This is a genomic window from Streptomyces xantholiticus (genome assembly GCF_014651015.1).
GTDB classification, from domain to species: Bacteria; Actinomycetota; Actinomycetes; order Streptomycetales; family Streptomycetaceae; genus Streptomyces; species Streptomyces xantholiticus.
In genome coordinates this window covers 154,757-179,651 of record NZ_BMWB01000012.1, presented here as the reverse complement: position 1 = coordinate 179,651, position 24,895 = coordinate 154,757, and the positions used below count along the sequence as shown (strand labels likewise).

Annotated in this window: 17 protein-coding genes and 3 pseudogenes; 9 read left to right on the top strand and 11 right to left on the bottom strand. The window is 70.2% G+C overall.

The features are described from left to right. Positions 1-93: 93 nt before the first annotated feature. The 5 genes from IE198_RS19530 to IE198_RS19510 form a co-directional block, all read right to left on the bottom strand. Positions 94-885 carry an ABC transporter permease gene (locus IE198_RS19530; RefSeq protein WP_189888290.1) on the bottom strand — a complete coding sequence of 264 codons (792 nt, stop codon included), beginning with the start codon at positions 883-885 and terminating at the stop codon, positions 94-96. Beyond that, the gene (locus IE198_RS19525; protein ID WP_229834115.1) at positions 882-1,859 is read right to left on the bottom strand and encodes an ATP-binding cassette domain-containing protein; all 978 of its coding nucleotides are present in this window, start codon (positions 1,857-1,859) and stop codon (positions 882-884) included. Before IE198_RS19525 ends, IE198_RS19530 begins: the two co-directional genes overlap by 4 nt. 76 nt (positions 1,860-1,935) lie before the next feature. Further along, entirely contained in the window at positions 1,936-2,781 is an 846-nt protein-coding gene (locus tag IE198_RS19520; protein ID WP_189888287.1) for a DUF4097 family beta strand repeat-containing protein, read from the bottom strand. Positions 2,782-2,862: 81 nt separating this feature from the next. Beyond that, a complete protein-coding gene (locus tag IE198_RS19515; RefSeq protein WP_189888285.1) occupies positions 2,863-3,378 on the bottom strand; it encodes a toxin-antitoxin system HicB family antitoxin in 516 nt (171 codons plus the stop codon). 955 nt (positions 3,379-4,333) lie between these two features. Beyond that, positions 4,334-5,806 carry an FAD-binding protein gene (locus IE198_RS19510; protein ID WP_189888283.1) on the bottom strand — a complete coding sequence of 491 codons (1,473 nt, stop codon included), beginning with the start codon at positions 5,804-5,806 and terminating at the stop codon, positions 4,334-4,336. A 679-nt stretch (positions 5,807-6,485) separates the two neighbouring features. On the opposite strand from IE198_RS19510, the gene IE198_RS19505 reads away from it, so the two are divergent. Further along, on the top strand, positions 6,486-8,057 hold the full coding sequence (locus IE198_RS19505) for a lipase family protein (RefSeq protein ID WP_189888281.1): 1,572 nt from the start codon (positions 6,486-6,488) through the stop codon (positions 8,055-8,057). Positions 8,058-8,199: 142 nt separating this feature from the next. Further along, entirely contained in the window at positions 8,200-8,418 is a 219-nt protein-coding gene (locus IE198_RS19500) for a hypothetical protein (protein ID WP_229834113.1), read from the top strand. A gap of 167 nt (positions 8,419-8,585) precedes the next feature. Here IE198_RS19500 and IE198_RS19495 read toward each other — a convergent pair whose 3' ends face one another. The 4 genes and pseudogenes from IE198_RS19495 to IE198_RS19480 form a co-directional block, all read right to left on the bottom strand. Next, the gene (locus IE198_RS19495) at positions 8,586-8,873 is read right to left on the bottom strand and encodes a DUF3303 family protein (protein WP_189888279.1); all 288 of its coding nucleotides are present in this window, start codon (positions 8,871-8,873) and stop codon (positions 8,586-8,588) included. Between the two features lie 580 nt (positions 8,874-9,453). Next, a complete protein-coding gene (locus IE198_RS19490; RefSeq protein WP_189888277.1) occupies positions 9,454-10,755 on the bottom strand; it encodes a hypothetical protein in 1,302 nt (433 codons plus the stop codon). Positions 10,756-10,855: 100 nt separating this feature from the next. Then, a pseudogene (locus IE198_RS35330) lies at positions 10,856-11,181 on the bottom strand (transposase); the annotation flags it as partial. A 183-nt stretch (positions 11,182-11,364) separates the two neighbouring features. Beyond that, a pseudogene (locus IE198_RS19480) lies at positions 11,365-11,715 on the bottom strand (aminoglycoside phosphotransferase family protein); the annotation flags it as partial. Positions 11,716-11,765: 50 nt separating this feature from the next. Between IE198_RS19480 and IE198_RS19475 the strand changes: the two are divergent. The 4 genes and pseudogenes from IE198_RS19475 to IE198_RS19460 all read left to right on the top strand — a co-directional run bounded on the left by IE198_RS19475 (position 11,766) and on the right by IE198_RS19460 (position 19,788). Further along, positions 11,766-12,191, top strand: coding sequence for a contact-dependent growth inhibition system immunity protein (locus IE198_RS19475; RefSeq protein ID WP_189888273.1), 426 nt, complete (start codon positions 11,766-11,768; stop codon positions 12,189-12,191). A 564-nt stretch (positions 12,192-12,755) separates the two neighbouring features. Further along, positions 12,756-15,110, top strand: coding sequence for an EAL domain-containing protein (locus tag IE198_RS19470; protein ID WP_189888272.1), 2,355 nt, complete (start codon positions 12,756-12,758; stop codon positions 15,108-15,110). A 595-nt stretch (positions 15,111-15,705) separates the two neighbouring features. Then, positions 15,706-17,526: pseudogene (locus IE198_RS19465) on the top strand (glycoside hydrolase family 15 protein). Positions 17,527-17,850: 324 nt separating this feature from the next. Further along, entirely contained in the window at positions 17,851-19,788 is a 1,938-nt protein-coding gene (locus tag IE198_RS19460) for a class I adenylate-forming enzyme family protein (RefSeq protein WP_189888269.1), read from the top strand. Here IE198_RS19460 and IE198_RS35325 read toward each other — a convergent pair. Further along, positions 19,754-21,511, bottom strand: a complete 1,758-nt coding sequence (locus IE198_RS35325) for a GNAT family N-acetyltransferase (protein ID WP_229834111.1) — start codon at positions 21,509-21,511, stop codon at positions 19,754-19,756. The two genes, IE198_RS19460 and IE198_RS35325, sit on opposite strands and share 35 nt — an antisense overlap. A gap of 676 nt (positions 21,512-22,187) precedes the next feature. Here IE198_RS35325 and IE198_RS19450 point away from each other — a divergent pair. From IE198_RS19450 to IE198_RS19440, 3 genes are all read left to right on the top strand, one after another. Further along, positions 22,188-22,970 carry a calcium-binding protein gene (locus IE198_RS19450; protein ID WP_189888267.1) on the top strand — a complete coding sequence of 261 codons (783 nt, stop codon included), beginning with the start codon at positions 22,188-22,190 and terminating at the stop codon, positions 22,968-22,970. Between the two features lie 68 nt (positions 22,971-23,038). Further along, complete coding sequence (locus tag IE198_RS19445; RefSeq protein ID WP_189888265.1) at positions 23,039-23,821, top strand: calcium-binding protein; 783 nt, start codon at positions 23,039-23,041, stop codon at positions 23,819-23,821. A 237-nt stretch (positions 23,822-24,058) separates the two neighbouring features. After that, positions 24,059-24,388: a hypothetical protein gene (locus tag IE198_RS19440; protein WP_189888263.1), complete on the top strand. Its 330-nt coding sequence runs from the start codon at positions 24,059-24,061 to the stop codon at positions 24,386-24,388. On the opposite strand, the gene IE198_RS19435 is transcribed toward IE198_RS19440, so the two are convergent. Further along, positions 24,383-24,862 carry a DUF3291 domain-containing protein gene (locus tag IE198_RS19435; protein WP_189888261.1) on the bottom strand — a complete coding sequence of 160 codons (480 nt, stop codon included), beginning with the start codon at positions 24,860-24,862 and terminating at the stop codon, positions 24,383-24,385. The genes IE198_RS19440 and IE198_RS19435 overlap by 6 nt on opposite strands. Between the last annotated feature and the right edge of the window lie 33 nt (positions 24,863-24,895).

Below are 24,895 nucleotides of genomic sequence, written 5' to 3'. Positions count from 1 at the left end.
GCACGGAGGGGGCGGCGTACCCCGCCGCGGTGTCGGAGTACGCCGCCCTCGAGCGGGAGGAACTGCGGGAGGCGGCCCGCGCGGTCGTCCCGGCTACTTCGGATCGCGGTTGAAAACCGCCTTCGACCAGTAGTGGCCGAGCGCGGAGAGAGCCAGGCACCAGGCGATCGCGATCCACCCGTTGTTGCCGATCTCGCTGCCGAGCAGTAGCCCACGCAGGGTCTCGATGGCCGGGGTGAACGGCTGGTACGCGGCGACCGGCTGGAACCAGCCCGGCATCGCGTCGACCGGGACGAAGGCGCTCGAGATGAGCGGCAGGACGATCAGCGGCAGCGCGTTGTTGCTGGCCGCCTCGGCGTTCGGGCTGACCATGCCCATCCCGACGGCGATCCAGGTGAGCGCCAGGGCGACGAGCGCGAGCAGCCCGAACGCCGCCAGCCACTCCAGGGCCGTGGCATCCGTGGACCGGAAGCCGATGGCCACGGCGACGGCGCCGACCAGGACCACGCTCATGACCGAGTGCAGCACGCTGCCGATGACGTGCCCGATCAGCACGGACCCGCGATGGATCGCCATCGTGCGGAAGCGGGCGATGATGCCCTCGGTCATGTCGTTGGAGACGGACACCGCGGTCCCGACGACGGTGCCGCCGATGGTCATCAGCACGATGCCCGGCACGACGTAGGCGATGTACTCGGAGCGGTCGGCGGCGCCGCCGCCGATGCCCGCGCTCATCACGTCGCCGAAGACGTAGACGAAGAGCAGCAGCAGGACGATCGGCGTGAGCAGGAGGTTGAGGGTGAGGGACGGGTAGCGCCGCGCGTGCAGCAGGTTGCGGCGCAGCATCGTGGACGAGTCACGCACGGCGAGGGGGAGGGAGTTCATCGGAGAGCCTCCTTGCGCTGGTCGGTGCCGCCGGTCAGGGCGAAGAACACGTCGTCGAGGTCGGGCGTGTGCACGGTCAGCTCGTCAGCCTCGATGCCGGCGGAGTCCAGCCAGTCGAGGATGGAGCGGAGCTCGCGCTGGGTGCCGTCGCTGGGGATCTGCAGCGTGAGGGAGTCGTCGTCCCGGGTGACCTCGCGCAGCGCGAGGGCGGCGCTCTGATGGGCGGACGGGTCGGAGAAGCGGAGTTGGACATGACCGCCGGGGATCAGCCGCTTCAGCTCCTCTGCAGTGCCCTCGGCTGCGATCTTGCCGTCGTCGAGCACGGCGATACGGTCGGCGAGCTGGTCGGCCTCCTCCAGGTACTGGGTGGTGAGGAAGACCGTCACCCCGTCGGTGACCAGCTCGCGGATGATCTGCCACATGTTGTGGCGGCTGCGCGGGTCGAGGCCGGTGGTGGGCTCGTCGAGGAAGATGATCCGCGGGTTGCCGACCAGGGTCATGGCGATGTCGAGGCGGCGCTTCATGCCGCCGGAGTAGGTGGAGGCTGGCTTCTTCGCGGCCTCGGTGAGGTCGAAGCGCTCCAGCAGTTCGGCGGCGGTGCGGCGGCCCTCGCGCTTGGACAGGTGGTGCAGGTCCGCCATGAGGAGCATGTTCTCCTCGCCGGTGATCAGGCCGTCGACGGCGGAGAACTGCCCGGTGACGCCGATCGCGGTGCGCACCCTGTCGGGTGACGTGGCGACGTCGTGGCCCGCGACCTGGGCCTGCCCGCCGTCGGCAGCGATGAGCGTGGACAGGATCTGCACGGTGGTGGTCTTGCCGGCGCCGTTGGGCCCGAGCAGTGCGAACACGGACCCGGCCGGGATGCGCAGATCGATGCCGTTGAGCACGGTCTTGTCGCCGTACGACTTGCGCAGACCGATGGTCGAGACGGCGGCGGGCGACTGCGGACCGCCGCCCCGTATGGATGTGGACATGACAGATGAAGGCATGGAGCCCTCCCGTTCGAAGGCCGGAGTGACTGGGAAGTGGGCGAGTTGGCGGTGCCGGTGCTCAGGCCCGGGCGCGGCGCACGTCGATGTTGCCGTAGCGGGTCCGGGCGCGGACCTCGACGGTGTCCTCGGCCTTCTCCGGGGTCTCGGAGGCAGTGAGCGTGTTGCTCACCTGCCCGCGGCCGGAGCTGACGTCGAGCCAGGCAGCGGTGCCCTCGCGGATGCCGATCTCGATGGCGCCGTAGGAGGTCTCCAACTGGACGGTGCCACGGGCGACTTCGGCGACCCGCAGGGTGCCGTGCGCGGTGGTGGCGGCGACCGAGCCCTCGGCGCGCGCGATGTCGATGTCGCCGTTGGCGCCGCTCACCCGCAGGTCGCCCGTCGCGGCGCCGACGGTCGTGGTGCCGTGCGAGTTCTTCAGGACGGCGGCACCGTCGACGATGCCGACGCGCAGGCTGCCGGAGCTGGTGGTGATCTCGGCCACGCCCTCGATCCGGTCGACCGTGATCGAGCCGTGGGAGGCGGTCAGCCGGAGGGGCCCTGTCGTGTCGAGGCGGACGTCACCGGACGAGGTCTTCACCCGGACCTCACCGAGCCGGCCCTCGCCGAGCACCTGGGCCCAGGCACCGGTCATGTCGACGCGCGAGCCCGTGGGCAGTTCGACCGTCACGTCGACGGTGCCGGCGCGCCCGACGAGATAGCGTTGCTTGGGCGTCCTGACAGTCAGCACGCCGCTCGCGTACGTAACCTCGGTCTGCTCGGCCGACCGCACGTCCTGGTCCCGCTTCGGGTCGCGGGGCCGAACCTCGACGACCGTGTCGAGGCGGTCGCCCGCGGTGAACCGGATGGAACCGGCGTACACGTGGGCGGTGGCCGAAATCGGTTCGGGAGTGTCGAAAGAAGGCATGGCTGTACCGTCCTCATGAGTCCTTGGGTCGTCCCCACTGGTGGGACGTGGTGTGGGTGGAGTGGGGCGGGCGCGGCGCGGCTAGCGCACCCAGCCGGTGAAGCTCTGTCCGATGGTGCGGGTCCTCTCCGTCGTACGCGGCGTGCCACCGCTGTCGACCGCGGCCGACACGGCCCGGACCAGCCACGCATTGACCGACAGTCCCTCCCGGCTCGCGGCCTCCTCGGCCCGCGCCTTGAGGTGGGCCGGCAGACGCAGGTTGACGCGGGCGGTGCCGCCCTCGTCGCCCTCGGCGGGCGCCTGCGCCCTCAGCGGTTCGACGGGCGCGGCCGGCTCCGCGGGGACGCCGTCGGCGGGCGGCAGCGTCACCACGAAGTCGGGGTCGAGCCCGCGCAGCCGTACGTCGACCGAGCCGGGGGCGAGCTCGCGGGTGATCTCGTCCATCGCGGCGGAGAGCACGTTGAGCATGGTCAGACGGGTCGCCGACTCCAGCGGAGCGGTGAGCCGCTCGGCCAGCTCGCGGGCATCTTCCCCGCCGGCTTCGGCGGCCACCGCGAGTTCGCGGCGGAGGGTGTCGACATAGGGGGTGAGGTCCATGACGTCATAATGGCACCACCCTGGCACCTCCTGCAAGCCCTTTGGCGCCGCGCGCGGCGTTGACTCCGAAGTGAGTGCCCTGACCTGCGGAAACACAAGGAGGCCGAGCTGAGCCAGGGTGGCACCATGCATGCTCATGCGCCCTTTGGATCGGTAAATGGCACCGAGTGGCACAGGATGGCGCCACGCGGCGCCATGTGATGACGCACAGGGCCCCGCCTCGCGATCTGCCGCTGGCCCGAGCCCCGAGGCGGCACGATCGGGCCCGCCCCGCCTGGCCAGGGCATGTGGGACGACGTGGTCAGACGCGGCCCACCCGCCGCCTCCACCCTTCGGCTGGAACGACTCGGATTCACCTCCATGACCACTACGGTCGTCCGCGACGTCATGAACCTGGCCCAGGTCGGGCCGTCACCGTGGACCGGCCGGGCGGCCGTCGTCACATGGCGGCGCCACGACGGCTTCCCCTCCCCCGTCGGCGCCACCACCGAAAGCCGGCATTCGCCCCCGCGGCCGCCACCCCCTCGCCCTGTCCGCCACCCGGCTCACCGGTTATGTCCTCACTGCACTCGCGAACAACGAACCGCCCGAATCACCTTGCCCTCGATGGCCTCTCCTGAGACCACCGCCGGGACAAGCTCGCCCGGCCCCGCGCCAGTTGGAAGCCGGGCAGGTTCCTGCTCGCGCGGGGGCAGAGAACGCTCACACTCAGCGCGTGAAAATCCGCCCACCGCGAGCCAGGTTCTTGCAGGTCAAGGAAACCCGTCGGAGGCCCACACGAAGTCGCAGGGCGGGAGTGATGCCCGGCGATCCGGCGTTGGGCGCCTCTGCGTCAACCACGCACGAGCCCGCTGGAACCGGGAAAGGGCGCCTGAGCATGGGGATGCATGCCAGGCGCCCTTCGCAACGACTGGGCTCGCCCTATTGACCGTCTGCCGTGGTCACCGGAGCGGGATCAGAAGATTCCCTGGCCGGGGACCAGAATCCCTTGTGGGTCGTAGGTGTGCTTCGCCGAAGCCAGTCGCGGCCAGGTCGAGCCGAAGTGGGTGCGCCAGTCCGCCCGGGTGAAGGGGATGCTGCCGACCGGATACTGAGTGCCGTCTGCCGCCGCGGTGGCCTCGTAGGCCGAGCGATTGGCCGCGAGGAGGCGGTCGATGGTGGAGGTGTCGTCCGGCGGGGTGGCACGCAGCACGGAGAAGAGGTACGCCACGGCATCGCTGGGGGTCCGCAGGAGGGGCGTGGTGAGGCGCTCGCGCAGGATCGGGTAGACGAGGACGACGCCGGAGCCCAGGTCGTCCGGGGTGAGAGCGTCCAGTACCTCGCGTGTGACGGTGGCCGTGGCCCCTCCGGGGAGCAGCAGGTTGAGCCAGGGGTGGGCGTGCGACCAGAGACCGGCCTCCTTCAGGGCTGCGACGCCGGGGGCGATCCGGTCGAGGAAGTCGTAGTAGGGGCGGTCGAACTGCTGGACGCCGGACGGGTTGTGGCGCAGGCCGCGGAGCAGGACCGTGTCGTTGGGGGCGGGGCCGACCGGCGGGCCGTAGGACACGGCCTCCAGCGTATGGACGCGGAAGGCTCCGTCGGCGTCCGCCGAGACCTGGCCCTCCACGTAGTCGAAGCGGCCCTCCTCAACAAGGGTGCGCTGGTCGTCGAGGAAGGTCTCCAGGTCGTCGTAGGGCAGCAGGTAGTGGCGTACGGTCTCGGGTGCCCGCACCAGGCGGAGGGTGGCGCCTACGATGACCGCGCACTGGCCGAGGCCGGCCAGGACGGCATGGAAGAGATCCGGGTGCCGGGTAGGAGAGCAACGCACGAACTCGCCTGCGCCCGTGACGACTTGGAGTTCGGTGACGTTGTCGACCTGAGCGCCGTGACGATGGGTCTGGCCGCCCAGACCACCCACGCACAGGGTGCCGCCGACGGAGAGTTCGAGGTAGTCGGTGAAGACGGGCGGGGTGAGGCCGTGGGCGATCGTGGCCTTGGCCACCTCGCTCCATCTGGCGCCGGCCCCGACGGCGACGGTGGTGGCATCGGGCCCCAGGGGGCCGATGTCGGCGAGGGTCGCCGTCTCGATGACCAGCCCGCCTTGGACCTGCGCCTGGCCGAACGTGGCGTGTCCCTGGCCGCGCGGTGCAACCGACAGGCGGTGCTTGTTGCAGAACCGCACCATGGCGACGACGTCGCGGACCGAGCCCGGGCGCAGCACGGCGACGGGACGGCGGTGCACAATGTGGCCGTAGTCGTCGGAGGCGGCCGCAAGTGACGCCTCGTCCGTGACGATCGTCCCGTCCAGCGCGGGTATCCCTGCAAGGTCAGGGCCGGACTCGGATCCGGTCGCGGCCCAGCTTTGGGCAGCGGGATCGAAGCCGATCACCGCCGCGCCGGTCGCCGTGAGGCCGCGCAGAACAGCACGTCGTGACGGTGTGTGGGGCATGTGCACTACGACCTCGACCTCCATAGGCAATGATCAATCGCAGGTCATCCTAGGAGAGTTGAGCCCGACTTCGGAGGTGTTCGGCTCCAGCGGCGAGAGGGGCTTGCCGCGGGGCCGGTCAATGCCACACCTGTCGTCAGGGCGCGGACCGGCATCCGATGATGCCGAACCGGTGCTGGAGCGCCGGTGCTCCTCGGACAGGCGGGAATCGGCCGAGGCCCGGGAGCAAGGGGGAGACGACGCCGGCCGGTCCGGTAAGGCCTTCTTCCCCCTCCCTGCTCCGGGGTCCGTTTCTTCGGGCGCTCGTCGGTGGGGCGTGGCTTCTGCAGTGGTGTCGGGGTCGCGGGCCCGGACGTACCCCGGCGTCGGGGGCCGGTCGCGAGCTCGGGCCGCCGGTGCCTCGGCCGCGTGCGTAGGCGCGGATCGGTACGGCGTCCACGGCGTCCCCGCAGGCAGGGGCGCCGCCCGGCCCGGGGCTGGGCCAGGAGCCTGAAATCCGCGGCTTTGTAGAACCGCAAAGCCTCGGGCGACCGAGCACCGCGAAACGGGATGAATACGATCAACGCGACAGCTGGAGTGGCTCACACCCACCGGGACCCGGGTCCGGAAGTCGAGGCCCGGGGCCCTACGGAGCGGCCGCCGCGACCCACTTCGCCCCGGTGACATGCAAGGAGCACGTATGACGACGGCAACCCAGTCGGACCCGACCCCCGCCCAGGTCACCATGACCCTCGCCGCGATCGCCGCCACGGCGGCAACTCCGCGCCCGTCGGGTGAAACCCTGCAGGAGCAGGCCCTGCGCGCCATGCGCGGCGTGACCGCCCAACTGAACGACTCCACGCTCGCCACGCGCGGCACGTGGCAGCTGATGTGGCTGGCGCTCAGCCCGGACAACGCGAACCTCGCGTATGTCGCCTGGAACTCCGACGGCTCGAACCAGTTCGCCGTGGCCGTCCGCGGCACGATCGACAATCCGACCGACCTGATGGAGGACCTCGACGTCGGCACCGTGGTGCCGTTCACCGCCGGCGGATCGCGGGACGCCGCCGTCTCGGCCGGCGCCATGGCCGCGTTCACTCAGGTCGCCACCGCGCGCAGCATCACAGCGATGCCCGTTGAGCAGGTACCGAAGGGCCGGCCGGGCTCACCGGACGTCGTCATCCCGTCCGGCGCGACCCTCACACAAGCACTCGCTGCCCTCCTCGCGTCCGTACCGTCCAAGCCCCAGCCGACGGTCTACGTGACCGGCCACAGCCTCGGCGGCTGCATCGCCACCATGCTGGCCACGTACCTCCAGGCCCAGACCTGGGCAGCGAACAAGCCGCAGTTCGCACTCGTCACCTTCGCAGCCCCAACCGCCGGCCTGAAGAACTTCGCCGATTACGTCGACTCCCGGCCGTGGGGTCTGAACGAGCGCCACGTCAACGCCTACGACCTGGTTCCGCGGGCCTGGTCCGATCTGACCACGCCCAAGGGCTGGTACCCGGCCCCGGGCCCGTCGGCCACCGAAGAGGTGAAGCTCCTGCTGACGGCGATCGACCAGCTCCGGAAGGACCACGTCTACGTCCAGCCCAGCGCCAAGAACCCCAGCACGGTGAACGCGGACTACTCGGTGTACGACAAGGAACTCGTCAACAAGACCACCAGCGACTTCCTGGGCCAGGTCGCGTTCCAGCACGCCAACTCCACGTACCTGACCCTGCTGGGCGCACCCGTCGTCCCTGCCGGGCCGGTGGTGACCGCGGTGCAACCCACCGCCGGGCAGCGCGGTACGCCGGTCACCGTCACCGGCAGCGGATTCGACGCCGACAGCGTCCTCGACTTCGGCCCGATCCCGTGCGCCGACTTCACCGTCGACCCGTCCGGCAGGCAGATCACCGCGGTCGCGCCCGACGGGACGGGCATCGTCGGGGTGCGTGTCACCACCATGCTCGGCACGTCGCCCGCCGTTCCGCTGGGGCAGTTCGCCTACGACAACGGACCCGCGCCCGTGGTGGTCAGCGAGGTCGCCCCGCGCAGCGGGAAGGCCGGCACTCAGGTCACCATCACCGGCTCGGGCTTCGCCCCGGGCGCGGCCGTGCGGTTCAAGGACACCACCGCGGCTTCGGTCGCCGTCGTGTCCCCTACGGTGATCACGGCGACGGTGCCGTCCCGGCTGCTGGCCGACCCCAAGACGGTGGACGTCACCGTGACGGTCGGCGTGGCCACGTCGCCCACCGGTTCGGCCGACGAATTCACGTACGCGGGTTGAGCCCGCGGCGTGCCGGACCCGCCGGTTGAGGCAATTGGGCACGGCGGCCCAACTACCTTTCCGGCTGGCCATCTGCACAACTGCGTCGCCGAGAGCGGACCGGGACGATGCCGAACACCTCGCACAGGACGAAGGGCACTCCATGGGCCCCGGTCTCTCCTGGGCCGAGCCGACCGCCGCAGCTGACAATGGACTGCCCGGAGACAGCACGACCGATCCCCACGCCCGACTGCTGTTCCTGCTCCCCGCGTTCGGCGACGACGCGGTACCTGAGGACGCCGTCGACCGCCTGACGGCGTCGATGCGCGCCCGCACCCGTGCGTGGCGGGAGCAGGCGTCCGTTCCACCGGCACAGGCGTAGGCGGCGGGCTGGTTGCCTCTGTAAACGGCATCCGGTTCGTCGTCCCCGTGCGAGCGTGTACGCCCGGCCGAACCCGCAGGCGCCGGGGCGGCGCCCGGCCCACACCTTGGTCGTGCGGACCTCCACCCACGCGCGGCCGGGCACCCGCTGCGCTGAGGTCGGCTCTGTTACTTCAGGGCAGCAAGGCCCTTCTGCAAATCGTCGAGGTTCATGACCGGCTCGAATGTGACCTCCGCGCCCATCTCCTGGAAGAACGGGTCGGCGATGGCAGGCAACTGCGAGCTGTCCTGCATGTCGAATACGAGAATCACTGAGCGCCCACCCTCAGGGGTGAAGTAGGCGGCCTCCGGCTTCAACCGCTCGATGGTCGACTTCAGCGAGTCGGGCATCGCTCCGCCCTTCGTCACTTGATTCGACATCTGGGTGTCCATGCGAGCCTTCATCATCATCCGCATCGCACGCTCTCCTCGCGCACCGCGACCTGCGCGGTTTCGTCCGCGCTCGCTGGGATCCGGTGCATCCCGCTCAGCTTCACGCTCGTTGGTCTTGTCAGCAACATCTCCTACGCCCTACGTGACGTCAAAGGCGGGGCAGGTTGGCGGCGAGACGTACGACGAGGGCCCCAAGGCCGGCGTCGCAAGCAGACATTGCCACTTCCCGCGATGCGCATCGCTCCGCTGAGGTGGCAGCGAATGCGGCAGGCTGCTGCTCGTGATCGTTCAGGAGACAGTTGAGGGACGGACGGCCCGTGTTCACCGCCCGCACCGGGATCGAGCCGCGGAACCCACCGCTCCTTCACCCGGGTCGCGAATCATGCGGGCGTCCGCGTCATCCGACCGCACTACGCACGGCACGGCTTCGCCACTCTGCTCACTGCGGCCCCTGTCGCTCACCGGGTAGTGAGGTACGTTGCTGGGCAGGTCAGATCGCCGTCGCGATGAACGTGCACCTCGTCCAGGACATGCGGGGCGAGGCTGTCTGGTTTCGGTGCTGCCGCGGCCGGTGGCGGAGTACCACATGGTGGGCCTCATGCGTCTAGGGACGCCCCTGACAGGCGGACCAAACCTCCCGCAGAAGTGTCCGGTAGTCCTCGCCGTAGGTGGCCACTGCTGCGTACACCGCATCGAGGGCCGCCTGGAGCGGGTCGGCTTCGGCGGCACCCAGCAGCGCGGGGACTGCCATGTGCGGCTGAGACATCCGCAGGGACGGGTCCGGCGCGCCGATCGTGACCGCCAACGTGTACGGCGTCGCTCCGTCGGGCTGCTGCGTCGGCGGTCCGGGCGGGCTCGGCAACTTCAACTCGGCGGCCGCGGGGCCCACGATTTGTGGCGTCTGCTCGTGCTTGGGCATCGGCGTGTGCGCGCCGTCGCCGGAGGGCGGTTGAAAGGGAGGGCGCCCGGGCGGGATGGGCCGGCCGACGGTCCTGTCGGGGACGCGTGGGTCGGATTCCAAGGCCTGCCACACGCGGGCCGGGTCGTCGAAGGGCGGCGGCAGCGGGCTCCCCTTGGCCAGGGCGGTGAGACCGGCGGCGATCCAGTCGAGCCCTGCCAGACCGGCTGCCTCGCATGCGTGGCGCGCCGCCAGCAGGGCCACCGTACGCTGGGGGGCGGGGCCGACGGCGTCGATGGCGTGGACGAGGGCCGGATCGAAGGGGAGCAGGCCTCGCACGTTGCCACCGACGTCGCGCAGGGCCTGGCTCGGCAGTTGCCCGCCCCAGTCCCATCGTTCGTAGGCGAGCCGGCGTTCTCTTTCTGCTTGTTCCTGCGCGAGGCGGGTGCGTTCGGCGTTGGCGCGTTCGGCGGGTGTGGGAGGGGGTGGCTGCCGGCGGGCGTAGTCGTGCCAGTAGGCGGCGCTCGCCGAGGTCTGCTTCAGGACGCGATCCGGCGCGGGCCGAGCCGGCCAGAACTGCAGGAGGTACCAGTCCAGTTGGGGATCGTTGTCCAGTCGGGTGTCCTGCCGGCATGCCTCGTCCATGCCCTTGGCGCAGTAGCGCACCCGGTAGTCGGTCTCCTCCAGATCCAGCTCCCAAGAGGCCTCGCCTGCCCATTGCACAAGCGCGCTGCTGCCCGACACGGGACGGAAGGACACCTCCACGACCTCCTCCCACACCGCATCCAATGGCGGGGCCTGGTCATGCACTTCGATGGTGAAGCCGACGCTGCCCGTGTGCAGCCCTGTCGAAAGCCACAGCGCGCCGGATCTCGCCGCCCCGCACAGCCCGGCGCTCTGTCCGGCGAACGCCTCCGCGAGGCCCGGGCCGAAGCTGTCCGGGTCGCTCTCGACGTAGATCTGGCCGTAGTGAACATGAACGTCGCCCTCGACCGGCCTACGCACCATTTACCCCCATCGCATCCTGGAACGGGCCATGCCGGGCAGCCTACAGAGCCGCACCGACAGTGCCGCCGGCCAAGTGTCCGGAGAAGGACCGCTCACGGCAGACCGCTACCTGGGCGTTCTCGATCCGCCCGGCCGTGCCGTCCCCTGGCGCTGGACCCCAACGGTGTGGCGCCCTTCTTCACGTCGCCGGTCTCATCGACGACGAGCACCGATACGTCGTCGTGGACGCGCTCGACGACGTATTCGCCTCCGTCGTCGCGGACGGCATCGGCATCCCGGACGGCCCGGCACAGCAGATGCTGCATGCAATGCGTGGCCGGAGTCCCCGGGTCCACTCCGCGCTCACCAGCAGCTCCTGCGGGGCAGGTCCGAGAGCAGGCCCAGTACCAAACGCCCGGCCGGCCGGCGGGGTTCGACCCGGGCGATCGGCCCGCGAACCGGTCCATGGCCGCCTCGAACCCCTCTCGCCGATGGGCGGGATTCATGCGGAGACCTGCGGCCACCGTGTCAACGTCATTCCAGACAACTCACGATGATCAACGGTCGCCCCACTCGCCTGCCCACCGGCATCGGCGAGCACGATCACGGTCCACGGGCGTTGGTGAGCAACTACGCCAGGCAGTCGGCGAATTCGGTGGGCCAGTCCAGGCGTGCTCCGCTGCGGGCGATACGGAACCCATGGCGGCGGCCCCGGGGCGCAGCCTGCACCGCATGGAACTGGGCCCACCGCCGGACGCGTGCTGCCTCGGCGAGTACGTCCAGGACGCGATCCACCGCCTTGCCGAGGTCGTCCGCTTCGAGAACTGTCAGCGCAAGGGACTTGAGCAGCGTGCCGCCGTCGTAGGCAGGATCTCCTGCATACCCCTTCGGGTCGACAGCCGGCCACGGCTCGCGGCCGGCCCTCAGAATGTTCCGGACGTGGAGGTCACCGTGGACGAGGGTGTCCGGCTGGAGGCGACCTCGTGGCCCGAGTCTGAGATTCCCTGCCTGTTCTGGTGAGAATGAACCCCATGGACCATCTGCAGCACCTGGACCGCGCCCTCGATGAGCTGGACCCACCCCGCTGGACGCCTCCCGCCCCTGACGCGACCCACTTGGTACGCAAAGTGCATGAGTTGCGGCGTGTGCGCCTGGGCGAACTCGGTCCGGCGGATCTGCGCACCCTCATTTCACAGCAGGTGGCACTGCCCTACGTCCTTCCCCTCGCAGTGCGCTTGCTGCTCGAGGAGCCGCTGCTTGACGCCTACTTCTACGAGGGCGACCTGCTGCTCGCTGCCGTCAATGCCCCTGCTTCAGCCTGGGCCCTGCTGCCAGACCCGGGCGCGCGGCTGCGCGCCGTGATCACGACATTGCCGGAGGCAGCGGTCGCCGACCTGCCCCGCGGCGCCGCCGAGGAGCTTGCCCGCTTCGTCGCGCGACCCGAATCGCTTCGCTGACCTGATGAAGGCGTGGGTGAAGGGATCCGCAAGCGCCCCCACGATCCGAACCGGAGATTCGGTGGCAGTAACCGGCGACTTTGTCGAGAATCTCGTCGGCGGTCTTGGTCCGGACGAAGGGCCGTGGTTGTTCGTTGGAGTCGGCAGGCGCCCGGCGGGTCGAGGTGGAGAAATCCGGCGCCGTCCGAGGCCGCGCACAGAACGACACCAACTTCTACGGCGCCGTCCAGGTGACCAAGGCGGTCCTGCCCGCCCTGCGCGAGCAGGGATCGGGGCATGTCTTCCAGGTGTCCTCGCTCGGCGACCGGACCGGCGTCTTGCCGTCCCCGTCGCCGCGACCAGCAACCCCGCGCCGGGGTGGGTCTGAGATCGCAGACCGGTTGCTCGCAGAGTGCCGGCCGTGGGCAGGCCACCGGAAGCCTCCCGCCGGACGGCCGGCGCTGCGGCTGAAGGCCGCGGTTGCGATCTTTCCCGGGCCGTCTTCCACTGGAGTGCACGGCAGCTCCCATGGGCCATCCGAATCCCGGCCCGGCCAGGACCACCGGTTGCGTCCGCGGAGGAGTCATGCAGGAGGCGCAGAGCAAGCACCTGCGCAGGCACGCCTGGTGGTGGTTTCTGGCGTCCGGCGCTGTAGTGATCATCGTCTACGTCCTCGTCACCGCGCCCGTGCGTCACCTGTTCTCCCCGGTGCTGGCGGCCTGCGCCACGGTCGTGATCCTGGTCGGCGTCCGCTGGCACCGGCCGCGCCCGAGCCGGTCCTGGTATCTGTTCGCTGCCGGCATGGGGCTGTTCACGGTGGCGGACTCCGCCTTCGGTGCCTTTCAGGTCGCGGGCACACCGGTGCCGTTCCCCACACCGGCCGACGTGCTGTATCTGGCGGCCTATCCGTGCTTCGCCGCCGGGCTGATCAGCCTGATGGCGGCATGGGGCAGCGGCGTGCGGTGGGGGGCGGTGCTGGATGCGGGGATCATCACCTTGGGGATGTCCACCCTGGCATGGGCGTTCATCGTCATGCCCTATCTGCGCAGCCAGCTGTCGGCGCTGCCTCTGGCGGTCTCGTTGGCCTATCCGCTGGCTGATCTTCTGCTGCTGGGCATGGCCGCCAAGCTGGTGTTCGTCTCGGGAGTCCGTCTGCCGGCCTTCGGCCTGTTCACTGTGTGGGTGGGCGCCACACTGATCGCCGATGCCCTGTACTACTCCACACTCGCCACGACCGGCGCCCCGATCGCCGCCGACGTCTCATACGCCCTGTGGATGGCCTCCTATGTGTTCCTCGGTGCGGGCGCGCTGCACCCGTCCATGGCCGGTATGGCCCGGCTGGTGCCGCACGGTCAGGAGAGGCTGTCACCCGGCCGCATGACCGTCCTCACCCTGCCCGCCCTCCTTGGTCCCGCCTTGCTGATCGCCGACGTCGGCGGCTTGCGCGGGCAGCCCATGGACGCCGTGGCCATCGCGAGCATCGTGGCCGCTCTGACCGTGCTGCTGGTGGTGCGCATCATGCTCCTGGCACGGTTCGCCGAAGCCCAGGCCGACCGAGCCAGAGCCCGCGCCCGCACGGCCGAGGACGCCTTGCGCCAGCAGACCTCGCTGCGGCAGCAGCTCACCCACCAGGCCTTCCATGACCCACTGACCGGCCTGCCCAACCGGGCACTGCTCTTCGAGCAGTTGGAACACGCCCTCCGCCGCCCCGCGGCGGCCCGGACGACCGTCCTGCTGCTGATCGACCTCGACCGCTTCAAAGACATCAACGACAGCCTCGGCCATCCGGTCGGCGACGAGCTGCTCATCACCGTCGGCCACCGGCTCCTGGGCGCGGCGCGCCGCAACGACACCGTCGCCCGCATGGGCGGGGACGAGTTCGCCGTCCTCGCCGAAGACCTCAAGGAGACCCCCGCCGAGACCTACGCTCTGCGCTTCCTGGACCGCTTCAAGGAGCCCTTCGCCCTCTCCGGCCATCGCAGCGTCTTCATCACCGCCAGCATCGGTGTCGTCGCGATCACCGGGCCGACCACGTTCCACGACGCCCTCCGCGACGCCGACATCGCCCTGTACGCGGCCAAAGAACGCGGCCGCAACCGCGCGGAACTCTTCGAGCCCGCCATGAGCCTGGCACAACAGAGTCACGCCGGAATCGCCCAGGACCTTCGCCGGGCCCTGCCCCGCAACGAACTCACCGTCCACTACCAGCCCGTCATCCACCTGCCCACCGGACGGGTCACCGGCGTTGAGGCCCTGCTGCGCTGGGAGCGGGGCGGCCGATCCCCCACCCCGCCCGAGGTGTTCGTGCCCGTCGCAGAGGAGACAGGCCTGATTCGCCCCATCGGCGCCTGGGTATTGCGCGAAGCCTGCCGCCACGGCCGGCACTGGCACGACACCGTCCCCAAAGCCGGGGCCGTGAGCGTGGCCGTCAACGTCTCCGGCCGGCAGCTCAAGGACCACAGTTTCCCCGACACCGTACGGCAGGTCCTGCACGAGACCGGCTTCCCGCCTGACTCCCTGGTTCTGGAGATCACCGAGAGCACCCTCGTCACCGACGCCGAGACGACCTCCGCCCACATTCGCGCGCTGCGCGACCTCGGTGTGCGCATCTCCATCGACGACTTCGGCACCGGGTACTCCTCCCTGGCCTACCTGCGCGACCTCCCGGCCGACATCGTCAAGATCGACCAGAGCTTCGTCCTGCAAGGCGGCAGCGATGCCAACACCAGCCTCGTCCAGGCAATCCTGCGCATCGCACACGCTCTCGACCTGGACGTGGTCGCAGAAGGCATCGAAACCACCCACCAAGCACAGCGGCTGCACTCACTCGGCTGCCCCCATGGCCAGGGCTTCTACTACGCCCCACCCATGGCGCCCCAAGCACTGGCTGCCTACCTCACCACCCAGGCGATCCTCACACCCGCCGGCCCACACCCGTGACCACGTCTGTGGCCCCGTGCAGAAGCGGTGCCACTGCCGACCACATCCGCGAAGCGAGCACCAAGCCGAACGACCACGAAGAATCCCCCGCCAAGACGGCTGCCGCAGTGCCGGCGGCCTTGTCCTCGGGGCCGCCCGAGGTGGCCTCGGCATCGTTCGAGGGGAGGTGGAGCGCTCCCCCTGCCCGGGACACCCAGCGGCTCACGGAGTGCGCTCTCGCGGCCCCGGTCTTCCACCGCGAGCCTTCGTCGACCACTGGGCGCGCGTTCCGGTCCTGTTCCTCGATCCTGCGACGAGGGGCCCCGTCCGGGGATGGCCGCCGCCCGCGGGCAGTCTGTCCGTGACCGTTCCTCGTAGGGCTGGGGTCTCGTCGGCGGCTCGTGACGCCCAGCCGGTGCGGCTTCTCGCGCTGCCAGGGACACGGTCCTACGTCGCCTCGGACCGGACCGCGCCACCACCGGAGCGACGCGGGGCCTCGACCAGTGGTCCGGTCCCGACGATCTTTCTCCCCGGACCCACTGGAGCGGACCGACGTGCTCGATCACGCCTAGGCTGGAAACGGCAGTACGCAGCCCGGCTCAGGGAGGCTGCCTCGATGGTCGATACGTCAAGCCACCAGAAGGCACCCGAGGGACCCCGCTACCTTCCGATCTCCGAGCACGGCCTGATCGGGGACCTGGGGAGTGTGGCGCTGGTGGGGACCAACGGCACGATCGACTGGTACTGCTGCCCCGATTTCGATTCTCCCAGTGTCTTCGCCTCGATCCTGGACGCGGACCGCGGCGGATCGTTCGAACTGGCCGCATCCGTGCCCGCCAGGACCAAGCAGTTCTACTTCCCCGACACGAACGTACTGATCACCAGGTTTTTCACCGGGGACGGTGTCGGCGAAGTTCAGGACTTCATGCCGGTGAGCGGTGAACCGGCGGAGGCCGAACGACACCGGCTGATCCGGCGCGTCCTGTGTGTGCGTGGATCGGTCCCGTTCCAGGTGCGAGTGGCCCCCGGATTCGACTACGGCGCCCAGCCGCACACCCTCCAGATGCTGGGCGAAGTGGTGGTCTTCCAGTCAACGAACATCTCGCTCGCCCTGACCGCGACCGTGCCCGTCGAGGGCGACGGCCCGGACGTGCGCGCGGATTTCAAGCTGGCGGAGGGCGAGTCCGCGGTGCTCGCGCTCGACCAGGTCGGTGGCGATGTGACGCCGCGCGGATGCCCACACGTCGAGGCCGAGGAGCAGTTCGTGGCGACGGTGGCGTACTGGCGCCGTTGGCTGTCGGCCGCTAGCGGGGCCGGTGGCGGGAGATGGTGCACCGTTCCGCCCTCACGCTCAAGCTGCTCACCTACGCACCGACCGGCGCGATCGTCGCGGCCCCGACGACGAGTCTGCCCGAGCAGTACGGTGGTGAGCGCAACTGGGACTACCGGTATGTGTGGGTGCGCGACGCCGCATTCTGCGTCTACGCGCTGCTGCGGCTGAGCTTCACCGGTGAGGCCGGGGCCTTCATGACGTTCCTGACCTCCGGGCGACGGGCACCCCTCGAGTCCACTGCAGATCATGTACGGCATCGACGGGCGTACCGACCTGCCCGAGCGTGAACTCGGCCACTTGGAAGGTCATCGGGGATCCGCTCCGGTCCGCGTCGGTAACGCCGCCGCCCACCAGCTCCAGCTCGACATATACGGAGCCCTGATCGACTCGGTCTACCTCTACGACAAGTGGGCGCAGCCCATCTCCAGCGACCAGTGGGACGATGTCTGCGCACTGGTGGACTGGGTCTGCGACCACTGGAACCAGCCCGACGAAGGCGTCTGGGAGACCCGGGGCGGGCGGAAGAAGTTCCTGTACTCGCGGTTGATGTGCTGGGTGGCGATCGAGCGGGCGATCCGGATGGCCCACCGGCGGGGCCTGCCGGCCGACGTGCCGCGCTGGAGGCAGTGCCGCGACACGATCTACCGGCGGATCATGCAGCGGAGCTGGTCCACGACGCGCCGGGCGTTTGTCCAGCACGAGGACGGAGACGTGCTCGATGCGTCGGTGTTGATGATGCCGCTGGCCAAGTTCATCGCGCCCACCGACCCCAAATGGCTGTCGACGCTCGACGTGCTGACCGAGGACCTGGTGTCCGACTCGCTGGTCTACCGGTACGACCCGCAGGCCAGTCCGGACGGGCTGCGGGGTGACGAGGGGACCTTCTCGATCTGCTCCTTCTGGTATGTGGAGGCTCTGGTCCGCGCCGGACGGCTCGACGAGGCCCGGCTGGCCTTCGAGAAGATGCTGACCTACGCCAACCATGTGGGCCTGTATGCCGAGGAGATCAGCCACACCGGCGAGCAGCAGGGCAACTTCCCCCAGGCCTTCACCCACTTGGCGCTGATCAGCGCGGCATTCAACCTCGATCGTTCCCTGGGCTGACGGACGGCATCCTCCCTCGCAGAGCCGGCCGGACAACTCGTCGGAACGGTCCCGGCCGAACTCCCTCGGCACGTCGGCGCCAGTGACACACATGCGTGAATTCGCTCGGACTCCCATGGACCACCGACGCCCGGATGCTTCTCCGTGATCGGGAAACCGACTCCTGAGCGCGCGTGGCTCCCTTACGAGTCCCGAGGCCGACCGGTCGGCCCGTCGGCCCACCACCAGCACTGGGCTGCAGGTGGCAGAGAGAGGCAATCGCCCACCCGGCGGGACGATTTATCGTCATACTTCTCCCAACGCACATAATCGAGGGGGAACTTGATGTCGGTGGATCATGTGCCGGTCGGCGGGCAGCACGTGGACGAGCTGGTGGCCGGATGGGCGGAGACGAGGCCGTCGACCGAGGCGATCGTGTGCGGCGTCGAACGGATCAGCTACGGGGAACTGGGCCGTCTCGTGGAGACCGAGGCCGACCGCCTGCGATCCGTAGGCCTGCCGGACGGCGGGCTGGTCGCCGTCGCGCTGGACCAGCCGGTCGCCGCTCTGGCCGTCATGCTGGGAGTCCTCCGGGCTGGAGGCGCCTACCTGCCGCTCGACCCGGCCATGCCGAGGGAGGAGCTGCACCGCATCCTCGGGGACGCCGATCCCTACGTCGTACTCACCCGCGAGCTGTACCGGATAGCTGCCGGCGACCGGCCGAACCGGCGGGTGGTGTGCGTCGACGCCGAAGCAGGGCCGGCGGGCGAGGGCGGAACACAGCCGCACGACTCAGAGGACGCACCGTCCGCCCGTGGCGTCACCGCCTGCGTGCTTCTCACCGCCGGGACAACGGGGCCGCCCGGACTCGTCCCGGTCAGCCACCATGAGCTCGCCGTGGCCCGGAACGCCTGGCAGCAGGTCTACGGCTTCGACGCCCGCGACCGCCACGTGCACACGGCCCCGCCCGAGTCCGCGGACTTCACGGCAGGCTGGGTGCGTGCCCTCGGCTCCGGCGGCACCTTGATCCTCCCCGAGGGCAATGACCCCCACGACCCCGGCGCCCTCGGCACGGCTCTGCGGCGGCTCATCGCCGAGGAAGAGGCGACCGTGCTGGCCTGCGGTGTGCCGACCGCGCGGCTGCTGACGGCCCGGGGACTGCCCCCCAGGACGCGGCTGCGCCTGGTGACCGTCACCGGCGACGCCTGGTACCTCGACGAACAGCGCGCCCTGAAGGAGGCGCTCAGCGGCGACGTGCGCGTGGTCAACGCCTACACCGTCACCGAGGCGTTCGGCGCCGGCGCCTACTACGAACTGCCGGACCTCCGGCATCCGTCGGAGCACGGGAGCGAATCCGTCTCGCTGATCGGCGTCCCGCTGCCCGAGACCTACCTCACCGTCCGGGGGCCCGCTCCCGGCACGCGGGGCCCCATCGTCCTCAACGGCGTCCACACCGGCGACGAGGGACGCATCCGGGACGACGGGCTGCTGGAGTTCCTGGGCCGGCAGGGCTCGTACGCCTCCGCCGAGCGCGCGCTGCAGGGCCACCCCGACGTACGCGAGGGTCTGGTGGCCGAGGTGGAGACCAAGCACCCGCGAGACGTCAAGGTCGTGGCCTACGCGGTCCCCGCCGAGGGCCGCACGCTCGATGCGGTGGACGTCCACCGGCACGTGTGCCGCACCCTGCCCAGTGACGCACGGCCGCATGCGGTGGTGTCCGTCCCCTCGCTGCCCCGCACCCGGGCCGACAAGGTGGACCGCAAGAACGTTCCCCTGCCGGTCGACGTGGGCACGACCCTCCGCAACAAGGGAGGGACCGTGGGCCCTGCGTCGCCGCAGACCCCGACAGGGTGCATGGTGGGCGGCGTCCTGTTCCTCGTGACGTTCTTCGCGCTGCTGGCCTGGGTTTTCACCGACCTCCTGTGGCCGTTCTCGACGAACGTGTCCGATGTGCCCAGTCCCTACGCGGATTATTTCCGACTCCTGTACTTCTTCGAGAACGTGTCCTTCGGCGGGGGCATGGCCCTCCTGCTGGTGGGCCGGCCGGGCATGGCACGGGTCGGGCACACGGATTGGTTCACCACGGTGGCGCACCTGTCCGCGGTCTGGCTGCTGGTCGCGTGGTGGCCGCAGGACAACCTCTACCGGCTCACCGCCAAGACGGACTGGCCGGCACAGGCCGTCCTGGCCTACACCTTCAACGTGTCGCTCATGATCGCCGCAGCCGTGGTCGCCGCGTTCGCCGCCGTCACGCCCAAGTGGCGGCGGACGCTGAGCCGGTGAACATGCCGCCCAGCGCGCCGTTGCCGAACCGGACCAGCGCCTCGGCCTCGTCGAGCGCCTGACGCGACCGTGCGGCGAGGGCGACGCCGACGTACGGCACGGGGTCCAGGCTCGCCGTGGGGATGGTGGCGAGCAGGACGGCGCCCTGGGCTCTGCAGCGGCGGGCGAGGCCGTCGAGGTGCTCGAGCAGTGCGGGGGCGGGCAGCCGCGCGCCCAGGGGGAGGCAGTCCAGGGTGCGCACCAGGTGTCGGCCTCCCCGCACGCGGTCGAGGCGGGCCTGGAGGACGAAGGCGACGGCAGGGCCGGTGAGCCGCAGATTGATCTCGGTGGGCGCCGGCCGACCCGCCGTGTCGGTGACGAAGTCGACGTCGTACCAGCCCCGGTAGCCCTCCGTCGACAGGGCCTCCCCCACGGCCGTGCCGAACGCGATGGCGGTCGCCGTCAGGTCCGCGGGCAGGACGCCCGGGCCGACGGTGACCCCTTGGTAAGCCGTTCCGGTGACCTCCATCAGTCCCGTGCCGACGACGTGGACCGTCCCGTCCTCGGCGATCACTCCGTCGAACGTCGGGTTCCGGTACAGGTCGGCGCCCGCCACGTACTCCTCCACCAGCAGGCCCTCGCGGGGAAGCCGCCGCGCGGCAGCCCGCGTGCCGCCGCCGGACAGCACATCCTGGGGCGTCAGGACGAAGGTGGCCGAACCTCCGACGCCGTACTCCCCCTTGACCACGCTCGTCAGCCCGGCCGACGCCCGGGCCGCCAGCGCCCGCGCCAGCTCGCGCCGCGAGCGGACCCGCTCCTGGGCGGGCACGCGGATGCCCGGGTGAGCGGGGGCCAGCCGCCGGAAGAGCCGGTGGGAGGCGGCCTTCGACTCGTGACCGAGCCGGAGGGGCGGCCCGGAGGTCAGCTGTTCGGCCGCCTCGGTATGTCCCCAGGGCAGCACCGGCAGACCAGCGTTCCGGATCCGCTGCGTCAGCGCCGGCCGGTCCAGAATGGCCTGAGACAGGGCGCCGCCAGGGGCGTCGATACAGTGCACCTCCACCTCGCCCCATTCCAACTGCCGGGCCACGCCGCGGATCCAGGCCGCTTCGACGGTCAGCGGGAGCACCACCAGCGCGGGGTGGGGGCCGGCGAAGGCCGCCAGGCAGGCGTAGTGCAGAACGCCGTCCGCGAGCGCGGCGCCGGGGAACTGGGCGTGGAACTCCGCCACATTGCCGAGATGGACGGACCGCCCGTCCCCCGTCCACGCCCGCACCCAGGAGGGACCGGCCCCGGCCGGCCACGCCTCCATCCTGACCAGCTGCCCCACGGACGGCGAGGCGTCGGCGCACCGTGCCCCCATCGCGAGGTAGAAGGGCTCGGCGTGCGAGTCGGCGGCGATGGTCACCTGGTCGCAGCCGATCCGCCCGGCCTCCGCGAGCACGTGCCGGTAGAGCAGCCGGCCCACGCCCCGGCCGATCGACGGCGGATCGACGAAGAGCATGCCGAGTTCCGCGCGGGGCGGCTCCCCGTCCAAAGTGGCCACTCCCAGGATCCGACCGCCCGCATCGGCCACTCTCACTCGGCGGTCGGCCATGTCTCCCGGCGCCAACCGGAGTTCGTCCGCGCATGCCGCCAGGTACGCGTCGTCGTACCCCCAGTGCGCCTTGGAGCGCAGCGCGAGCGCGCTGAGTGCGGCGGCCTCCTCCGGCCGTCCCTCCCGGATGCGTACCCCGTTGGTGGTCACGGGGGGATTGTTCCAGCGTGACGGTGGGGTCGGAGCGGTATCGGTTGCTGCGCACCACACTTCGGGCAACTGGGCTGTCAGCCGGCTCAGCGGGATCGTGCCTCCGTGACGGCTTTGGGCCGCCGCCCTGCGAGACGGACCCGCGGCAGCATGAAGTGAGAGCCCGCGCGGCTTTGAAGCCCTTGCCTGCCCTCCGGAGGCCATGAGTGGTGTTTTCGCCACCCAGGACCCGTTCCTTTCCACAGCATTCCAGCCGCAAGCGCGGCCTGCACCGCACCTCAGTAACTCGAAGACGCATCCCTATCAATGGCGCTAAACCCTCTCGTCCACAAGGTCTCCACACGGCATACTCAGGCCCGACAGTCGAAGGGAATGTGTGACAACGTTTCCCACAATGCACGCCCAGTTCTGCTGTGAGCCCACGCACTGCCGTACTTCCGTTCAAGAACGCCGGGAAGGCGAGCACACCGTAAGAGGCCGTTTCCGGCGGGCTAAATTCCGCTGTCCCGTACAAGGTGACAAGACAACGATTCGCGTGGCCGTGGAACGGCCCAACACGCCCAAAGGGAAAAGACCGTTCGGGCGTGCGGGCAGCGCCGCTTCGCCATGTCACCAGTGGGCCACGGAGGCATTTCGTGCCGAGTAACAATCCCGCACGTCTTCCAGGAGGCAGGTCATGGACAAAGCGCTTCATCGCACCATTGCGCTCCTGACAATGGTGTCCGGCTTCACGCTGTGCCTCACCGGCCCGGCGGGTGCGACCCCCGATACCCAGCCGCCCGGACCCGCCGTGGCCGGCACGCTGGTGAGCAAGAACGGCACGTCGGTCACGGTCACCGCCGCTGTGGGCCTGGGCAACACCATCTCCGTGTGGCAGGCAGGCGATGCGATCCGGGTGAGGGACACCGGTGACAGCATCGTGGCTTTCGGCGGGTGCACCGCGGTCAGCGCCACAGAGGCCGTCTGCCCGGGGGCCGGAAGCCTCACCGAGGTCGTCGTCAACGCGGGTGACCAGGCCGACAACGTCACGTCCTCCCTGGCGAGTCCGGGGGTGACTCTCATCGGTGGCGCGGGCGACGACAGTCTCCAGGGCGGCAGCGCCAACGACACCCTGGAAGGCGACGAAGGCTCCGACTTCCTGTCCGGTGGAGGCGGCAACGACACGCTCACCGGCGCCAGCGGCGCGGACCGGGTCTTCGGCGGCGCCGGCAACGACTCGATAGAGGGCCGGGCCGGCTCCGATGTCATCAACGCGGGCGCCGGGAACGACGTGGTGAGCGGTGGCAACGGCGGCGACCAGGTGGTTGCGGGCATCGGCAACGACTTCGTGGAGGGAGGCGCGGGCCGGGACAGTATCAACGCCGTCGACGAGGTCAGCGGCAACGACTACGTCCAGGGGGGCACGGAGGTCGACAACTGCACGGCCGACCTGGGCGACAGCGTCACGGAGTGCCCGTGACCAGTGAGCGCGAACCACGCGCAGGCAGGCCCGCAGTGCCGGCGACACGACGAAGGAGAAGCACAACCATGACAGCTCGACGTATCTACGTGATCCTGTCGGCCGGGGCACTCCTCTGCGCTGCGCTGGCCGGCACCTCGGCCTCAGCGACTGCGCTCACCGCTGAGCCCCGGCACCTCGCGGGCGCCACGGTGGTCGAGATGGCCGACGCCACCCTGCTCGTCACGGCGGATCAGGGCGTGGCCAACGACATCACCGTCCGCCGTCAGGGCAGCGTCGTCCTCGTGTCGGACAACGCGGACGAGGTGCGCGCCGTAGCCCCCTGCGAGACACGGTCGGAGAATCTCGCGGCGTGCCCACTCCCCACGGCCGTGCAGGTCAACGGCCAGGACGCCGATGACGACATCACGGTCTCCCCGAATCTGGATGTCCCCGCCACTCTTTACGGGGGCGGCGGCAGGGACCATCTCGACGGCGGCCCCCGCGCGGATCATCTTGTCGGCGACGACCCGCTCGGGGTCTTCGGCCTCACGGCAGCGACTCCGGGCAACGACACCATCAACGGTGGGCCCGGGAACGACACCCTCTCCGGGCTGGGAGGGAACGACACCATCAACGGCAATGCCGGCAACGACACCCTCAACGGGAATGAGGGCCACGACACCCTCAACGGGAACACCGGAAACGACACCCTGGCCGGAGGCAGCGGCAACGACACACTGAGCGGCGACGAGGGCAACGACACCCTCAACGCCACCGACGGCGTCAACGCCAACGACAGCCTCGACGGCGGTCTCGCCTTCGACTCCTGCAACCGCGACACCGGCGACTCGATGGTCAACTGCCCCTGACAGCAAGTCCGGTGGGCCTGCGCCGCTGAGGGCGCGCGAAGCGGCCGGGGCGGGGCGGCCGGGGACGTCGCCCTGGTGACCGAAGCCGACGGGGGCGCGCGCACCAGCTTCACAACCCCCCGTTCAGAGCGCGGACGGTGACATGATTCCAGCCACCCGGGTGCGGGTGCGGGCGTGCCCGGCACCCGCGCCCGGGCGGCTCCCCTTCCGCAAGGTTCCGAACGCGAATGCAGCGGCATGTCCGACAACGGGGCGTTCCTGAGGGCCCGGCGAACTTCTCCGCACGGCCGCTCACCGGCCTGTTGGTGGAGGGCGTCGTCATGGACCTCGCTGACCGCCGGCCTGGTCGCGAGTGCCGCGGTGACGGGTGCGCTGACCGGCTTCGACACGGTGGGCACCGTGGCCGGTGTCACCGTGGTCCCGGCCGCCGCCCGGTATCTCTTCTCGACGAACGCGGACGCGTCCTGGGTCGCCGCGGTCGCCCTGCTTGGCGGGACGGCGAGTCGTCCTGCGCGGATCTCGGCGTTCCCGGGCGCGAGGACGAGGCATGTGCACGGTCGCTCATGAAGCGGTCCTGACAGCCGGTGCCGCCGTCCCCGCGGGGAACGTCGCACGGAGGGTGAAGGCGTACGGCGTGGGGCCGTGCTCGCGCAGGTGGAGGAGGCGCTGTTCGGCTTCCTCCACCGTCGGGCGGTGGCCGGCCGGGACCCACCACATCGTGGTCATCGCCTCGTCGACCCGTTCGAAGAACTCGTAACGGCGGGACATCATTTCGCGGTGCTGCCCTTGGTACATGAAGACGGTCAGTGCGTTCACGTCCCGCCACATCGACATGTTCACCAGCATCCAGCCGTCGTCGAAGACCCGCAGGTCCCTGGCGTCGTCGGCGTCAGCGCTCTTGAGTCGCCAGACGAATCCGTCGGCCTCGTCGGCGACCGCGTTGACGGGGTCGAGCGCGTCCACGAAGGGCTTCAATTCCACTGAGTCCAGCGGGAACTTGAGGCGAGCGATGTTCACCTGGGCGAGTTCGTGTGCAGTCATGGCAGAGCCCGGCTTTCTGGGTGGTGTGCTTAC

What these genes read in the sequence shown, in the direction of transcription:
- IE198_RS19530 (WP_189888290.1), bottom strand. Translation starts at nt 885, where the DNA reads ATGAACTCCCTCCCCCTCGCCGTGCGTGACTCGTCCACGATGCTGCGC.
- IE198_RS19525 (WP_229834115.1), bottom strand. Translation starts at nt 1,859, where the DNA reads ATGTCCACATCCATACGGGGCGGCGGTCCGCAGTCGCCCGCCGCCGTC.
- IE198_RS19520 (WP_189888287.1), bottom strand. Translation starts at nt 2,781, where the DNA reads ATGCCTTCTTTCGACACTCCCGAACCGATTTCGGCCACCGCCCACGTG.
- IE198_RS19515 (WP_189888285.1), bottom strand. Translation starts at nt 3,378, where the DNA reads ATGGACCTCACCCCCTATGTCGACACCCTCCGCCGCGAACTCGCGGTG.
- IE198_RS19510 (WP_189888283.1), bottom strand. Translation starts at nt 5,806, where the DNA reads ATGCCCCACACACCGTCACGACGTGCTGTTCTGCGCGGCCTCACGGCG.
- IE198_RS19505 (WP_189888281.1), top strand. Translation starts at nt 6,486, where the DNA reads ATGACGACGGCAACCCAGTCGGACCCGACCCCCGCCCAGGTCACCATG.
- IE198_RS19500 (WP_229834113.1), top strand. Translation starts at nt 8,200, where the DNA reads ATGGGCCCCGGTCTCTCCTGGGCCGAGCCGACCGCCGCAGCTGACAAT.
- IE198_RS19495 (WP_189888279.1), bottom strand. Translation starts at nt 8,873, where the DNA reads ATGCGGATGATGATGAAGGCTCGCATGGACACCCAGATGTCGAATCAA.
- IE198_RS19490 (WP_189888277.1), bottom strand. Translation starts at nt 10,755, where the DNA reads ATGGTGCGTAGGCCGGTCGAGGGCGACGTTCATGTTCACTACGGCCAG.
- IE198_RS19475 (WP_189888273.1), top strand. Translation starts at nt 11,766, where the DNA reads ATGGACCATCTGCAGCACCTGGACCGCGCCCTCGATGAGCTGGACCCA.
- IE198_RS19470 (WP_189888272.1), top strand. Translation starts at nt 12,756, where the DNA reads ATGCAGGAGGCGCAGAGCAAGCACCTGCGCAGGCACGCCTGGTGGTGG.
- IE198_RS19460 (WP_189888269.1), top strand. Translation starts at nt 17,851, where the DNA reads ATGTCGGTGGATCATGTGCCGGTCGGCGGGCAGCACGTGGACGAGCTG.
- IE198_RS19450 (WP_189888267.1), top strand. Translation starts at nt 22,188, where the DNA reads ATGGACAAAGCGCTTCATCGCACCATTGCGCTCCTGACAATGGTGTCC.
- IE198_RS19445 (WP_189888265.1), top strand. Translation starts at nt 23,039, where the DNA reads ATGACAGCTCGACGTATCTACGTGATCCTGTCGGCCGGGGCACTCCTC.
- IE198_RS19440 (WP_189888263.1), top strand. Translation starts at nt 24,059, where the DNA reads ATGTCCGACAACGGGGCGTTCCTGAGGGCCCGGCGAACTTCTCCGCAC.
- IE198_RS19435 (WP_189888261.1), bottom strand. Translation starts at nt 24,862, where the DNA reads ATGACTGCACACGAACTCGCCCAGGTGAACATCGCTCGCCTCAAGTTC.